The following is a 13,130-nucleotide window of genomic DNA, read 5'->3' on the forward strand; positions in this document are numbered from 1 at the left end:
TCACCACCCCATCGAACCCGGCACGCCCTTGAAGGGGCCGGCGAGGTCGGCCGTCACCCATCCGCCGTAGAAGCCGCCGGGCTGCGGCGCGACGATCTCACCGTCCACGCTGCACTGCTGCATCCGGGCGGCATAGACCGCCACCCGATCGGCCAGCAGACCGTAGCCGTGCGAGGGATTCGGGTAATTCCACGCGGCACCGGGAGCGGTCTGATCGCCGCCGTGCACATCGAGGTAGCGGGCAGACCCCTTGAACTCGCAGAACGAGCTGCCGGAAGCGGCAGTGAGGGAACCCGCGCGGAAGTCGGAGATCCGCAGGTAGTAGACGGGCGGGTGGCTCGTCTCCAGGACCCGGACGACATCACCGGTCTCGACGATGCGCACTCCGCCGAGGTCGATCGCCACGGTGCGGTCCACCCGCTCGATCCGCGGCGGTCGCGGGTAGTCCCAGACCGACTCCTGGCCGGGGGCGACGGGATCGGGCTGTGGTCGCGACATGCGTCCACGCTACGCGCGATCGCCGGTCTCAGGGCGGTCAGAAGACCTCGCCGTCGAGGTAGAGCCAGCGACCGCCGCGCCGTTCGAACCGGCTGGTCTCGCGCAGGACGCCGCGCTCCCCCGAGCGCGTCACCCACGACGCGCGGAACTCGACCGTGCCGGCCGCCTCCCAGCGGCCCCGCCCGTCGAGCGGTCGATCTGCAAGCCGGTCCACGTCAGACCCGGATCGATCTGCACGCGCTCGGGGCGGGTGCGCGGATGCCAGGTGCGTTCGAGGTGATCGGCGTCCCCCAGCACGAACGCCGTGTACCGCGACCGCATCAGCTGTTCGGGCGTCGTCGCAGCGCCGCCGGCGAGAACCGGCGCGCAGCATCCGCTGAACAGCGCCCCGCTCCCGCAGGGGCAGCGGTCGTCGGCGCGCGCGCCGGAGGAAGCTGCCGATCCGAACGTCACGTCACGTCACTCAGACAACCACAGGGGTCCGCTCGGCCACGATTGCGGCGACCGCAGCCCGGCCGGCGCGATTGGCGCCGATCGTGGACTGGGACGGCCCGTAGCCGATGAGGAACAGGCGCGGCTCGTCGATCGACCGCCCGTCCGACACCCGGTACCCGCCCTCGCGGGTCCGCAGCCGCAACGGGGCGAGGTGGTCCACGGCCGCCCGGAAGCCGGTGGCCCACAGGATGGCATCCGCCGGCACGAACGAACCGTCCGGCATCCGCACGCCGTCCTCTTCGATCGCCGTGAACATCGGATGCCGCACCAGCACTCCGCGCTCCTGCGCCGCGCGCGCCCAGGGCGTCCAGTGCATGCCGGTGACCGCGATCACGCTGCCGGGCGGCAGGCCACGCCGGACCCGTTCCTCGACACCGGCGATCGCCGCGACGCGCGCGGGGATGTCGAATGCCTCGTCCGACCAGTCCGGCTCGCGACGGGTCACCCAGAAGGTCCGGGCGACCCGGGAGATCTCATCGAGCAGCTGGATCGCCGAGATCCCCGCGCCGACGATCACGACCCGCTCGCCGGCGAACTCGTCGGCCGAGACGTAGTCGGCGACGTGGAGCTGACGACCGCGGAACCGCTGCTGCCCCGGATAATGCGGCCAGAACGGCCGCGTCCAGGTGCCGGTGGCGTTGATCACGTACCGGGCGGCCCAGCTGCCGGCATCGCTCTGGACGATCAGGCGTCCGCGCGGGTCGTCATCGGCGCGGCGCACCGCGCTCACCTTCACCGGCCTGCGCACGTCCAGGTCGAAGCGCTGCTCGTACGCCGCGAAGTACGGCGGCAGCACATCGCGGCTCGACGCGTCCGGATCCGCCGGCGGCACGGCGAAGCCGGGCAGCTCGTGGATGCCGTTCACCGTCGCCATGCGCAGCGAACGCCAGCGGTGCTGCCATGCACCGCCCGGGCCGGCGTTCGCATCGAGGACGACGAACGCCGGCTCCCCGGCGGCTGCACGCGCGAGCGGCACGTATCCCCGACGCTGCAGGTGATAGCCGGCCGACAGGCCCGCCTGGCCAGCGCCGATCACCGCGACGTCGACGGGTACGGGCTCCACGCGCGTGTCAACACCGTGCCGAGCGGGCCGATTCCCTTCGGCTCAGTTGAGCGCGCGTGTCGACGCGGGGATGACGCCGCCGCCGTACAGCTCGGATGCCACGTCCTGCAGCGCGGTGAGCGCGACACGCTGCGTCATCGGCCCGTAGGACATGCGTGCCACGCCGAGGTCCTGGTATTCGCGTGACGAGAGCGACCCGGGCAGGCCGATGACGCTGATCTTGCGCTCGCCGATGCCCTCGACCAGCTGCCGGGTGACATCGGCATCAAGGATCCCCGGAACGAACACGATGTCCGCGCCGGCGTCGAGGTAGGCGCGTCCGCGGGTGATGGCGTCGGCGATCGATTCCTCCAGCGGGCGGTCCCCGGCACGGACGAACGCATCCGTGCGGGCGTTGAGGACGAAGGGAACGCCTTCGGCCTCACCGGCGGCGATGACCGCTGCCACGGCGGCGACCGAGTCCGAGAGCGGACGCAGTCGGTCCTCCATGTTGGCGCCGACTGCGCCGGCGGCGATCGCCTTGCGTGCCGTCTCGCCGGGGTTTCCGAAACCGGAATCGAGATCGGCCGAGACGGGCAGGTCGGTGGACTCGGCGATGCGTCGCACCATGTCCAGCATCAGCTCGAGCGGGATGTTCTCGCCGTCCTCGTATCCGAAGGTCGCCGCGATGGAGTGGCCGGCCGTGGCAAGGGCCTTCGTCCCCGGAAGGGCGGCGATGGTCTTGGCCGAGACGACGTCCCAGACGTTGACGACGCTGAGGATCTCGGGAGCCGCGTGCAGGGCGGCCAGGGTCTGTGCCTTTTCGATCTGAGTGGTCATGGTTCAACGCTAGCGGGGCCTGCGGGAGGTCGGCCTACGCTCGGAACATGCGAGTGAGCACAGGCGTCCGGTCCGCGCAGCGCGCGCCGCTTCTGCAGGTGGCGAAGTCGGCGATCGCGACGGTCGCCGCGTGGCTGGTCGCGGGCTGGCTGATTCCCGGGCCTCCGCCCGTGTTCGCCGCGATCGCCGCGCTGCTGATCGTGCAGCCGAGCCTGAACCAGACGCTCACCAAGGCGTTCGAGCGCACGGTCGGCGTCATCATGGGCGTCGTCATCGCCTCGCTCCTGGGGATCGCGCTTGGCGGATCCACCTGGGTGATCCTGGTCGCGACAGTGATCGCGCTGCTGATCGCATGGGCGTTGCGGATGACGCCGGGGACCTCGAACCAGGTCGCGATCAGCGCCCTTCTGGTTCTCTCGCTCGGAACGGCGACCCCGTCGTATGCGCTGGACCGGGTGCTCGAGACCCTCATCGGCGCCGTCATCGGCATCCTGATCAACCTCGCACTGGTTCCGCCGGTGTCGGTGACACCGGCGCGGACGTCCGCCCTGGCGCTCGGCGACGAGCTGGCCGATTCACTGGAGAGGCTCGCGACGGCACTGCAGACGCCCCAGTCGAGTGGACAGCTGGAGGAACTGATGGTGCAGGCGCGCCTGATGAGGCCGATGCGGGATGCCGCGGACGCGGCGATCGACGTGGCCACCGAGTCCCTCATGCTCAATCCGCGCAGTCGCGCGCATCGCGAACGCCTCGAGGCGACGCAAGGGCTGCTGGATCGAATCGGACCCATCGTGACCCAGACGATCGGCATGACCCGTGCGCTGTACGACCACTACGACGCGACCATCCCGCAGGAACCCGCGGTGCGCGCGATCGCCGAGCAGCTTCGACGGGCCGCGCACGACGTGCGGTTGGGTGTGCACCGAGCGGATGCCGCGGCCGCCAGCCAGCCGCTGGACCCCGAGCCTCCCGCCCTGACTGCACCGTTGGCGATCCACGCACCGTCGGCGGACCACTGGGTCCTGATCGGCTCGCTGCTGGAGGACCTCCGCCGCATCCACGAGGCGCTCCGCGAGCCGGCGTAGCGGGACTACTTCGCCGAGACCTCGACGGTGAACTCGAGCGGCTGGATGCCGCCGTCGGAGTTGGTCATCACGACGGTGGTGGAGCCTTCGGCGAGCGCGGTCACGCCCGGGTTGTACGTCGTACCGCCCTCCTCGCGGCCGGCGACGAACTCGGCGACCGAGCCGTCTTCGACCTCGCCGGTGTAGCTGTCCACTGCCAGGTCGCCGGTGTTGATGTTCAGGACCTGGCCGACGACGAGGTCGACGGTCGCCCCCTGCAGGTCGTTGGCGTCCATCGTGACGGGCGCGATCACGGGCGTATCGCCCTGGGCGCAGCCGCCCAAGCCGAGACTGAGCCCGGCGGAGAGCGCGAAGACGGCAGAGGCGACGAGGAGCTTCGAGGTTTTCACGCGGACAGTATGACAGCGCCGCCTCGAACGGTGTGGATAAGTTCGGCGGACACCGCGTGTTCACGGCTACCGTTGTGGCGTGATTCCCCGGCTGCTCCCGTTGACCGTGGCGCTGGTGCTGGCATCGGCTGCGCTGAGCGGATGCACGCCTCAGCCCGCGCCGACGCCCACGCCCGCTGGCTTCGCGACTGAGGACGAGGCGTTCGCGGCCGCCGAGGAGACGTATCGCGCCTATGTCGACGCGCTGAACCAGGTGGACCTGAGTGATCCCGAGACGTTCGAGCCCGTCTACGCCTGGACGACGGGCGAGGCGAACGCCGGCGCGCGCAAGACGTTCACACAGATGCACGCGGACCAGTGGACAGTCACGGGCGTGAGCGAATTCGACAACTTCACTCCAACCGACTTCTCTCCGAGCAAAGCGGCGGCGACCGTAACGGCCGAGCTATGTCTCGATGTAACGGCTGTGATGGTCACGGACGCTGACGGACAATCCGTCGTTCCATCAACTCGGAAGGATCGCCAGGCGGCAATAGTGACCTTCAATACCAGCGCCACGCCGAGCGGACTGGCGATCGCCTCCAGCGAGGCAAAGGACGACTCAACGTGCGGTTGATCTTCGCCGTCGTGCTCGCAGTTGCTGGCCTTGTCCCGTCAGCAGTAGCCGCCAACGGCTGCGGTCTCGAGTCTGCTTGGACTCAGTGCGAAGTAGGGAACTCCGGCTCCCAGATCGACATCGGCGCCGGCATCACCAATCCCGGCAGCGAGTTCAGCGACGACCAGAACGAGGGCGCCGACGACGTCAGCGCACCAGCGCCTCAAGAAGACTGCTTCTTCGACCGCTGCGACCTCGACTACACGGTGGTGGGTCTTCCCGACGTCACGTTGGCCGACCTCGTGTCGTTCGTCCCCGCACGCCCGACGCTCCGCGGTGAGCCCGCCGGCGTGGGAGTGGTCGGCATGCCGACGAATGTCGTGGCCGCGGCATCCGCACAGTCCATCCCCGGCCGCCTGCTCGATCACGACGTCGTCGTCGGTTTCACCCCCGTCGCGTTCCGCTTCGACTACGGCGACGGCACGTCGCAACAGGCGCCGAGCGGCGGTGCGTCCTGGGCAGACCTCGGTCAGGCGCAGTTCACGCCGACTTCGACGAGTCACGCCTACGCCGCGCGGGGAACCTACGTCGTCGCGGTGACCGTGCTCTACAGCGCCGCGGTCGACTTCGGAACCGGCTGGCGCCCGGTCGCGGGCTTCGTCGAGTCCACGACGGGCGGCTACGACGTCCGGGTCGTCGAGGTGCGCACTGCGCTCGTGGACAAGACCTGCATCGAGTATCCAACAGGTCCAGGCTGCTGAACCGGGCTCAGCGCAACGGCGAGCCGACGACCTCGAACCGCGTGCCGCCCATCACGCCGGACAGCAGGGGTCGCGCCTCGGCGATCGCCGCCTGCACCGACGGCAGATCCAGCGACGCGCGATGCGCATCGGCCGATTCCCACAGCTCGGCCACGAAGACCGTGTCCGGCTCATCGTCGGAGACGCCGACCTCGTAGAGCAGGCATCCGATCGCGGCCAGTTCCGCGCTCGGCCGCGTGAGCAGCGTCACCAACTCGTCTCGCTTTCCCGGAACGGTGCCCAGACTGCCGATGTTCGCGAAGGTCATGCGCCGAGTCTGGCACCGACCACCCGCATCGCGTCGCGCGCTGTCGATACTCTGGCGTCATGGCCGATCGACTGATGCTCCTGGACAGCGCTTCGCTGTACTTCCGCGCGTTCTATGGCGTACCGGACACGGTGCGCGCCCCCGACGGCACACCGGTCAACGCCGTCCGCGGCTTCCTGGACATCATCACCAAGCTCGTGACGATGTACGAGCCGACCCACCTGATCGCCTGCTGGGATGACGACTGGCGTCCGCAGTGGCGCGTCGATCTGATCCCGACCTACAAGACGCATCGCGTCGCCGAAGTCGTGGCCGCCGGTCCCGACGTCGAGGTCGTCCCCGACCCGCTGGAAGTGCAGGTGCCGATCATCCGGCAGACGCTCGACGCGCTGCGCATCCCGATCATCGGCGCCGCCGAGCATGAGGCCGACGACGTGATCGGCACGCTCGCCACCCTCGCGACCCTCCCCGTGGACGTCGTCACCGGAGATCGTGACCTGTTCCAGCTGGTCGATGACTCCCGCGACGTGCGGATCGTCTACACCGCCCGAGGGATGAGCAACCTCGAAGTGGTCACCGACGCGACCGTCGTCGGCAAGTACGGGGTGCTGCCCACGCAGTACGCCGACTTCGCCACCCTGCGCGGCGACGCGTCGGACGGATTGCCCGGCGTCGCCGGCATCGGCGAGAAGACCGCAGCGACGCTCCTGGCGGCGCATGGCGACCTGGCCGGCATCATCGCGGCCGCCGAAGCCGGCGAGGGGATGTCGGCGGGTCTGCAGTCCAAGATCACCACCGCACTGCCCTACCTCGAGGTTGCACCGACCGTGGTGGCCGTCGCGAAGGACCTCGACCTCGGCGAGGTCGACTCCCGCGTCCGAGCACCCGACGACAAGACCCGAGCGGATGCCGCGGCCCTGGCCGACCGGTGGGCGCTGGGGACGGCGATGACGCGCATCATCGACGCGCTGGGAGCGGCAGGCGCCCGCTGACCGGCATACTCCCAAGGGAGTATCCGAGCGCTCCGCCCACTCCCCCGGGCGGACGAAACGCCCAGGGTGCCCGGCGTACGATCGAGCGCATGCCGGGAGAGCTCTGGGAAGAATCCGGGTCGCGTTTCCGGCCACCGCCCGCGGTGACCCTCCTCGTTCCGGTCTTCCTCGCGCTGCTGGTCCAGGTCGTCGGGACCATCGCGATCTGCGCGTGGCAGGGCGTGCCACCGCGGTTCGCCGCGGGCAGTGTCGCGCTGGCCGCGGCATCCGCTTTCGCCCTTCTCGGCGCGCGCCGCTGGCCCGGTCCGACCGTCGCCGTCGTGTCCGCCCTGACCCTCGCGGATCTGTTCGTGCCGCCCGACGCGAGCCCGCCGTTCCTCGCTCTGGCGTTCGCCATCGTCGGCGCGATCATCCGCGGCGCCCGCGCCTGGGCGCTCGTCTCGGTCGGCTCGGCCTGGCTGGCCGCGATCGTGACCGCCGGCGTGCTCGATGTCCGCGTGCACCCCCTGCGGGTCGCCCTGACCACGCTCGCGCTCGCGCTGTGCTTCGCGGTCGGCGAGGGCGTGCGACGACGCCTCGAGCGTGGCAGAGCGCATCGCGCGCAACTCGTCGAGCGCCGGCGGGCCGCCGAACAGGACGAGCGCGCCCGGATCGCGCGCGAACTGCACGACGTGCTGGCCCACTCCCTCAGCCAGATCGCCGTGCAGTCCGGCGTTGGACTGCACCTGTTCGACCGCGAGCCGGAGCGCGCGCGCGAGGCACTCGCCAGCATCCGCGGCCTCAGCGCGACCGGACTGGACGAGGTCCGCGGTGTGCTCTCATTCCTCCGCGGCGACGACGCCTCCCCGCGCACCGCGCCGCTCACCCCGCAGCCGCAGCTGGCCGATCTCGGCCGGCTCGTCGACCAGCGGTCGGCACTCGGGCTGACGGTGACCCTTCACGACCGACTCGCGGGGGCACTGCCTCCGAGCGCGGTGCAGACCGCGGCGTACCGCATCGCCCAGGAGTCGCTCACGAACGTGGTCCGCCATTCCGGTGCGACCAGAGCAGCGGTGACGCTCGAGCGGCGCGCCGAGGGCGAGGACGATGCGCTCGTGGTCACCGTCGACGACGACGGCACCGGCACCGCGTCGGGCGGCTTCGAGGGTGCGGGCATCCGCGGCATGCGCGAGCGTGCACAGCTCGCCGGCGGCGAGGTCTCGCTGTCCTCCGGTACCACCGGTGGAACGACGGTCATCGCTCGACTGCCGTGGGCCGGCGCCGCGTGATCCGCGTCGCCATCGCCGACGACCACCAGCTGGTGCGCGCCGGATTCCGTGCGCTGCTGGCCTCCGAGCCCGACATCGACGTCGTGGCCGAGGCCTCCGGCGGGCAGGCGCTGCTGGAGGCGATCCGGCGGAAGAACGTGGATGTGGCGCTGCTGGACATCCGGACGCCGGACGGCGACGGACTCTGGACGACCGAGCAGATCGCGGCCGACCCCTCCCTCCGGGATGTGCGGGTCATCATCGTCACGACCTTCGAGCTGGACGAATACGTCGCGCGGGCGATCCGGGCCGGCGCGAGCGGATTCCTCGTGAAGGACACCGAACCCGTCGAGCTGATCCGCGCGGTGCGCGTGGTCGCCGCCGGCGATGCCCTGCTCTCCCCGGGGATCACGCGGCGCCTCCTCGAGCGCGCGGCCGCAGGCCTTCGCGACGAGCACGACCCGGCCCGCATGGCTGGGCTCACCGAGCGCGAGACCGAGGTCCTGCGGCTGGTGGGTCACGGGCTCACGAACGACGAGATCGGCGCGCAGCTGTTCCTCTCGCCGCTCACCGCCAAGACGCACGTCTCGCGCATCATGCAGAAGCTGCACGCCCGCGACCGCGTGCAGCTGGTCGTGACCGCGTACGAGTCCGGACTGGTCGCTCCCGGCTGGCAGTAGCGCCGATCACCGCGGTACTCCGGCGGGAGCAGCCGGGTTCGTCCGCCGGTCGGATTCGCCGACGCCCCGCCACGTGTGGACTCGGAGCATCCGATCCGCCGCGGGCTGCGCGGCGACGGGGAACCGAGAGGAAGCACATGTCCACGACCATCTCCGCCCTCACCGCAGCGGCGGCCGCACACGCCCCGACCCACTTCGGCCCGTGGGGTCCGGGCTTCGGGTGGTGGTTCCTGCTGATCCCCTTGTTCTGGGTCCTGCTGTTCGGAACGCTGTTCGCCATCTTCGGACGCCGGTGGCGGCGCTCGGCGGCGCAGAACGGCTACGGACCGTACGGGCGGACGGCTCCCGCCCGTCAGGCCGAGACGACGCTCGCCGAGCGGTTCGCCAAGGGCGACATCGACGAGGTCGAGTACCGGGCCCGGCTCGAAGTCCTGCGTGCGAACGCGGCCGGTGCCTCAGGAGCCTGAGCGGCGCCCGGTCCACTCCCGCAGCCGCTCCAGCGGCCAGGTGGTGACGATGCGCTCCGGCGGCACGCCGGAGCGCTCGGCCCGCTCGGCCCCGTAGTCGATCAACGAGAGCTGGCCGGGCGCATGCGCGTCCGAATCGATCGAGAACAGGCATCCGAGTTCCAGGGCGATCGCGATCAGCTCGTCGGGCGGGTCCTGCCGTTCGGGGCGGGAATTGATCTCCACCGCCACTCCCGCGTCCGCACACGCGGCGAACACGGCGCGCGGGTCGAAGCTCGACTGCGGGCGGGTCCCGCGCGAGCCCTCGACGAGCCGGCCGGTCACGTGGCCGAGGACGTCCACGCGGCGGTCGGAGACCGCCCGCACCAGCCGGCGCGTCATCGGGCCGTGCTCCATGCGCAGTTTGGAATGCGCCGAGGCCACCACCACGTCCAGCTCGTCGAGGAGATCCGGCTCCTGATCCAGCGTGCCGTCCTCGAGGATGTCGACCTCGATGCCCGACAGCAGCGTGAAGCCGTCGCCGCTGAGGTCTGCAACGATCGACAGCTGCTCGCGCAGCCGCTCCGGCGACAGGCCGTTGGCCACTCGGAGCCGGGGCGAATGGTCGGTCAGCGCCAGGTATTCGTGCTTCAGATTCCGGGCTGCCTCGACCATGAGATCGATCGAGGTCAGCCCATCAGACCACTCACTGTGGCTGTGCAGATCGCCGCGCAGGAGCCCCCGCAGCGTCGACTCGCGCTGCACGCCTGCGCGTTCACGAAGATCGACGAGATACGACGGAACCCCTCCCGCCAGCGCCTCCTGGATGACGGCGAACGTCGAGTCGCCGATGCCCTTGCGCCGCTTCAGCGCGGCGGTGTCGCGCAGCTGTGCGTCGCTGAGCCCTTCGATGGTGTCCGCTGCGGTCCGGAACGCCTTCGACTTGTACCGCGAGGACCGTTCGCGTTCGAGGAGCGTCGCGATCTCGGTGAGCGCGTCGTGCGGGTTCACCTCGTCACCGTGCCGCAGCCCATGGGCTTCACGCTATCGCCGCACGACGGCCGTGGAAAGGACGCTCATCCGAACGATCGGGTGGTCTGGACCCAGTCCTCGAGCTTGCGGGCGGCAGCACCGCTGTCGATCGCCGCGGCCGCGGCATCCTTCCCCTCGGCCAGGCGCTCCAGGATCGGCCGCTGCACCTGGCCGGCGTCCTGCGACAGCCGGAACGAGACGATGCCGGCCGCGGCGTTGAGCAGCACGATGTCCCGGACGGGGCCCGCTTCGCCGCTCAGCACCCGGTGCACGATCGCTGCGTTGTGGTCCGGGGCACCACCCAGAAGGTCGTCGATGTCGGCGAGCGGGATGCCGAGGTCCCGGGGATCGAGGTCGTGCTCGTGGATGTCGCCGCGGCTGACCTCCCACACCCGGCTGTGCCCGGTGGTGGTCAGCTCGTCCAGCCCGTCGTCGCCGCGGAAGACCAGCGCCGTCGCACCGCGCGTGCGGAACACGCCGGTGATGAGGGGAACGCGGTCCAGGTGCGCGACGCCGACCGCGTTGGCCTCGGCGCGGGCGGGATTGCACAGCGGTCCGAGGAAATTGAAGACCGTCGGCACGCCGAGTTCGGCTCTGGTCGGGCCGGCATGGCGGAACCCGGGGTGGAAGGCCGAGGCGAAGGCGAACGTGATCCCGGCCCGGGAGAGCGTCTCGGCGACCTGGTCGGGAGTGATCGTCAGGTCCAGCCCCAGCGCCGAGAGCACGTCGGAGGATCCCGACGCGGAGCTGGCCGCCTTGTTGCCGTGCTTGACGACGGGGATCCCGGATGCCGCGGCCACCACGGCCGCCATGGTGGACACGTTCACCGTGCCGAACCGATCGCCGCCGGTGCCGACGATGTCGAGCACGTTGGCATCCACCGGGAGCGGGAGCGCGGCCTCCAGGATGGCGTCGCGGAAGCCCACGATCTCATCCACGGTCTCGCCTTTGGCCCGGAGCGCGACCAGGAATCCGGCCAGCTGAGAGGGCGTCGCCGACCCCGCCATGATCTGGCGCATGGCCCACGTGGACTCCGACACGCTCAGGTCACGACGCTCCAGCAGCGTGGTCAGCACATCGGGCCAGGTGGAGAGCTCTGCCATGCCGTCGAGCCTACTTGCGGGAGGCGGCAGCTCTCAGCAGACTCGGGGCTTCCTCTTAGGCGGACCTAAGTCGAATCGTTGCCGAATCGCTGTCCCGGATGCGAAACTCCCTGCCCAAAGATCGGCCATAATGGGGAGCGTGACGACCACGCCAGCGACCTACTCTCAGGCCATGCGCTCCGTCAAGCGTCCCGATCCGGTCGCTGTCGGAACGATCGTGTGGCTGGGCAGCGAGGTGATGTTCTTCGCGGGTCTGTTCGCGATCTACTTCACCCTTCGCAGCACCTCCCCCGAACTGTGGGCACAGGAGTCTTCGCTCCTGAACATCCCCTACGCGACGGTCAACACGATCATCCTCGTGCTGTCCTCCGTCACGTGCCAGATGGGCGTCTTCGCCGCCGAGCGGTTCCAGCCGTACACGGTCAAGTCGAACTCGTTCTGGCAGCGCTGGGGCATGGTCGAGTGGTTCTTCCTGACCTTCGCGCTGGGCGCGATCTTCGTCTCCGGCCAGGTGTGGGAGTACGCCCAGCTGGTCGCCGAGGGCATGCCGATCAATGCGAACTCCTACGCATCGGCGTTCTACCTCACCACCGGCTTCCACGCCCTGCACGTGACCGGAGGCCTGATCGCCTTCCTGCTCGTGATCGGACGCGCCTATGCCGTCAAGAACTTCGGGCGCAAGGAGATGACCACCTCGATCGTCGTGTCGTACTACTGGCACTTCGTGGACGTCGTCTGGATCGCCCTGTTCCTCGTCATCTACTTCCTGAAATAGAAGCGGAGCTGAACCCGAAATGGCACGCGAGACCAAGCGCCGCTCATCCGGACGCCGTAGCCCCTGGGCAGCGGCCGCCCTCATCGGCATCGGCCTCCTGATCACAGGCGGCGTATACGCCGGCGCCTCCGCCGCGATGGCGGCGGGCTCCGACGACACCGTCGCCTCGGCGCTCACCGTCGAAGACGGCAAGAAGCTGTTCCAGGCCAACTGCGCGACCTGTCACGGACTCGACCTCCAAGGCAGCGACACCGGCCCCTCGCTGTACGGCGTGGGCGAGCTGTCCGTCGAGTTCCAGGTCGCCACCGGCCGCATGCCCCTGCAGGCGCAGGCCCCGCAGGCCCCGCAGAAGCCGGTGCAGTTCACCGAGGACCAGATCAAGGCGATGGCCTCGTACGTGCAGTCGATGGCGCCCGGCCCGACCTACCCCGACGAGGAGATCCTCGACGGAGAAGGCGATGTCGCCCGGGGCGCCGAGCTGTTCCGCATCAACTGCGCCATGTGCCACAACGTCGCCGCTGCCGGCGGCGCCCTCACCGAAGGCAAGTACGCCCCGTCGCTGGGCGGCACGAGCGCCCTGCACATGTACGCGGCCATGGTCACCGGCCCGCAGAACATGCCGGTCTTCAACAACCTGACCCTCACGGCCGAGGACAAGCGCGACATCATCTCGTCGCTGCTGTATCTGCAGCAGAACGAGTCACCGGGCGGATTCTCGCTCGGCTCGCTCGGCCCCGTCTCCGAGGGCCTCTTCATCTGGATCTTCGGGATCGGCTCCCTCATCGGACTCACCGTGTGGATCACGGCGAAGTCCAACTGATCCCCCCACGCACGAGCACAGAC

18 protein-coding genes are annotated in these 13,130 nt (G+C 70.0%); 9 read left to right on the top strand and 9 right to left on the bottom strand.

All coding sequences use genetic code 11. The features are described from left to right. From BLT19_RS13555 to BLT19_RS13570, 5 genes are all read right to left on the bottom strand, one after another. A complete protein-coding gene (locus tag BLT19_RS13555; RefSeq protein ID WP_091491227.1) occupies positions 1-498 on the bottom strand; it encodes a DUF427 domain-containing protein in 498 nt (165 codons plus the stop codon). A gap of 37 nt (positions 499-535) precedes the next feature. Next, positions 536-712, bottom strand: coding sequence for a YchJ family metal-binding protein (locus BLT19_RS18200; protein WP_331710694.1), 177 nt, complete (start codon positions 710-712; stop codon positions 536-538). Beyond that, positions 628-819 carry a YchJ family metal-binding protein gene (locus tag BLT19_RS18205; RefSeq protein ID WP_331710712.1) on the bottom strand — a complete coding sequence of 64 codons (192 nt, stop codon included), beginning with the start codon at positions 817-819 and terminating at the stop codon, positions 628-630. Before BLT19_RS18205 ends, BLT19_RS18200 begins: the two co-directional genes overlap by 85 nt. Positions 820-961: 142 nt before the next feature. Further along, on the bottom strand, positions 962-2,056 hold the full coding sequence (locus BLT19_RS13565; RefSeq protein WP_091491230.1) for an NAD(P)-binding domain-containing protein: 1,095 nt from the start codon (positions 2,054-2,056) through the stop codon (positions 962-964). Between the two features lie 42 nt (positions 2,057-2,098). Continuing rightward, positions 2,099-2,875, bottom strand: coding sequence for an isocitrate lyase/PEP mutase family protein (locus tag BLT19_RS13570; RefSeq protein ID WP_091491233.1), 777 nt, complete (start codon positions 2,873-2,875; stop codon positions 2,099-2,101). Between the two features lie 47 nt (positions 2,876-2,922). Between BLT19_RS13570 and BLT19_RS13575 the strand changes: the two genes are divergently transcribed. Then, complete coding sequence (locus BLT19_RS13575; RefSeq protein ID WP_091491235.1) at positions 2,923-3,960, top strand: FUSC family protein; 1,038 nt, start codon at positions 2,923-2,925, stop codon at positions 3,958-3,960. Between the two features lie 5 nt (positions 3,961-3,965). Here the strand turns inward: BLT19_RS13575 and BLT19_RS13580 are convergent, their stop codons facing one another. Next, the gene (locus tag BLT19_RS13580) at positions 3,966-4,349 is read right to left on the bottom strand and encodes a hypothetical protein (protein ID WP_091491238.1); all 384 of its coding nucleotides are present in this window, start codon (positions 4,347-4,349) and stop codon (positions 3,966-3,968) included. A 79-nt stretch (positions 4,350-4,428) separates the two neighbouring features. Here BLT19_RS13580 and BLT19_RS13585 point away from each other — a divergent pair, with 79 nt between their 5' ends. Then, on the top strand, positions 4,429-4,965 hold the full coding sequence (locus tag BLT19_RS13585; protein WP_091491242.1) for a hypothetical protein: 537 nt from the start codon (positions 4,429-4,431) through the stop codon (positions 4,963-4,965). After that, complete coding sequence (locus tag BLT19_RS13590; RefSeq protein ID WP_091491245.1) at positions 4,956-5,705, top strand: hypothetical protein; 750 nt, start codon at positions 4,956-4,958, stop codon at positions 5,703-5,705. The genes BLT19_RS13585 and BLT19_RS13590 overlap by 10 nt, the downstream gene beginning before the upstream one ends. 7 nt (positions 5,706-5,712) lie before the next feature. Here the strand turns inward: BLT19_RS13590 and BLT19_RS13595 are convergent, their stop codons facing one another. Then, positions 5,713-6,012 carry a putative quinol monooxygenase gene (locus BLT19_RS13595; RefSeq protein ID WP_091491248.1) on the bottom strand — a complete coding sequence of 100 codons (300 nt, stop codon included), beginning with the start codon at positions 6,010-6,012 and terminating at the stop codon, positions 5,713-5,715. A gap of 59 nt (positions 6,013-6,071) precedes the next feature. Here BLT19_RS13595 and BLT19_RS13600 point away from each other — a divergent pair, with 59 nt between their 5' ends. The 4 genes from BLT19_RS13600 (at position 6,072) to BLT19_RS13615 (ending at position 9,398) form a co-directional block, all read left to right on the top strand. After that, positions 6,072-7,004 (top strand): 5'-3' exonuclease, encoded by a 933-nt coding sequence (locus BLT19_RS13600; RefSeq protein ID WP_091491251.1) that lies wholly within the window; start codon positions 6,072-6,074, stop codon positions 7,002-7,004. A gap of 89 nt (positions 7,005-7,093) precedes the next feature. After that, positions 7,094-8,272: a sensor histidine kinase gene (locus BLT19_RS13605; protein WP_091491253.1), complete on the top strand. Its 1,179-nt coding sequence runs from the start codon at positions 7,094-7,096 to the stop codon at positions 8,270-8,272. Beyond that, positions 8,269-8,931, top strand: coding sequence for a response regulator (locus BLT19_RS13610; RefSeq protein ID WP_091494035.1), 663 nt, complete (start codon positions 8,269-8,271; stop codon positions 8,929-8,931). The genes BLT19_RS13605 and BLT19_RS13610 overlap by 4 nt, the downstream gene beginning before the upstream one ends. A gap of 137 nt (positions 8,932-9,068) precedes the next feature. Continuing rightward, positions 9,069-9,398, top strand: a complete 330-nt coding sequence (locus BLT19_RS13615; RefSeq protein WP_091491255.1) for an SHOCT domain-containing protein — start codon at positions 9,069-9,071, stop codon at positions 9,396-9,398. Here BLT19_RS13615 and BLT19_RS13620 read toward each other — a convergent pair. Both BLT19_RS13620 and trpD read right to left on the bottom strand, forming a co-directional pair. Continuing rightward, positions 9,387-10,388 (bottom strand): PHP domain-containing protein, encoded by a 1,002-nt coding sequence (locus BLT19_RS13620; RefSeq protein ID WP_091491258.1) that lies wholly within the window; start codon positions 10,386-10,388, stop codon positions 9,387-9,389. The two genes, BLT19_RS13615 and BLT19_RS13620, sit on opposite strands and share 12 nt — an antisense overlap. 65 nt (positions 10,389-10,453) lie before the next feature. After that, positions 10,454-11,512 (bottom strand): anthranilate phosphoribosyltransferase, encoded by a 1,059-nt coding sequence (gene trpD / locus BLT19_RS13625; RefSeq protein WP_091491261.1) that lies wholly within the window; start codon positions 11,510-11,512, stop codon positions 10,454-10,456. 130 nt (positions 11,513-11,642) lie between these two features. Between trpD and ctaE the strand changes: the two genes are divergently transcribed. Then, on the top strand, positions 11,643-12,287 hold the full coding sequence (gene ctaE / locus BLT19_RS13630; protein WP_091491263.1) for an aa3-type cytochrome oxidase subunit III: 645 nt from the start codon (positions 11,643-11,645) through the stop codon (positions 12,285-12,287). Positions 12,288-12,306: 19 nt separating this feature from the next. Continuing rightward, complete coding sequence (qcrC, locus tag BLT19_RS13635; RefSeq protein ID WP_091491265.1) at positions 12,307-13,107, top strand: cytochrome bc1 complex diheme cytochrome c subunit; 801 nt, start codon at positions 12,307-12,309, stop codon at positions 13,105-13,107. The last annotated feature ends 23 nt before the right edge of the window (positions 13,108-13,130 follow it).

It is taken from the genome of Microbacterium pygmaeum, from assembly GCF_900100885.1.
GTDB classification, from domain to species: domain Bacteria; phylum Actinomycetota; class Actinomycetes; order Actinomycetales; family Microbacteriaceae; genus Microbacterium; species Microbacterium pygmaeum.

Excerpts from the sequence above, each read along its gene's own strand:
- BLT19_RS13605 (WP_091491253.1), top strand. The coding sequence starts at position 7,094 with ATGCCGGGAGAGCTCTGGGAAGAATCCGGGTCGCGTTTCCGGCCACCG.
- trpD (WP_091491261.1), bottom strand. The coding sequence starts at position 11,512 with ATGGCAGAGCTCTCCACCTGGCCCGATGTGCTGACCACGCTGCTGGAG.
- BLT19_RS18205 (WP_331710712.1), bottom strand. The coding sequence starts at position 819 with ATGCGGTCGCGGTACACGGCGTTCGTGCTGGGGGACGCCGATCACCTC.
- ctaE (WP_091491263.1), top strand. The coding sequence starts at position 11,643 with ATGGGGAGCGTGACGACCACGCCAGCGACCTACTCTCAGGCCATGCGC.
- BLT19_RS13570 (WP_091491233.1), bottom strand. The coding sequence starts at position 2,875 with ATGACCACTCAGATCGAAAAGGCACAGACCCTGGCCGCCCTGCACGCG.
- BLT19_RS13555 (WP_091491227.1), bottom strand. The coding sequence starts at position 498 with ATGTCGCGACCACAGCCCGATCCCGTCGCCCCCGGCCAGGAGTCGGTC.
- qcrC (WP_091491265.1), top strand. The coding sequence starts at position 12,307 with ATGGCACGCGAGACCAAGCGCCGCTCATCCGGACGCCGTAGCCCCTGG.
- BLT19_RS13595 (WP_091491248.1), bottom strand. The coding sequence starts at position 6,012 with ATGACCTTCGCGAACATCGGCAGTCTGGGCACCGTTCCGGGAAAGCGA.
- BLT19_RS13615 (WP_091491255.1), top strand. The coding sequence starts at position 9,069 with ATGTCCACGACCATCTCCGCCCTCACCGCAGCGGCGGCCGCACACGCC.
- BLT19_RS13575 (WP_091491235.1), top strand. The coding sequence starts at position 2,923 with ATGCGAGTGAGCACAGGCGTCCGGTCCGCGCAGCGCGCGCCGCTTCTG.
- BLT19_RS13600 (WP_091491251.1), top strand. The coding sequence starts at position 6,072 with ATGGCCGATCGACTGATGCTCCTGGACAGCGCTTCGCTGTACTTCCGC.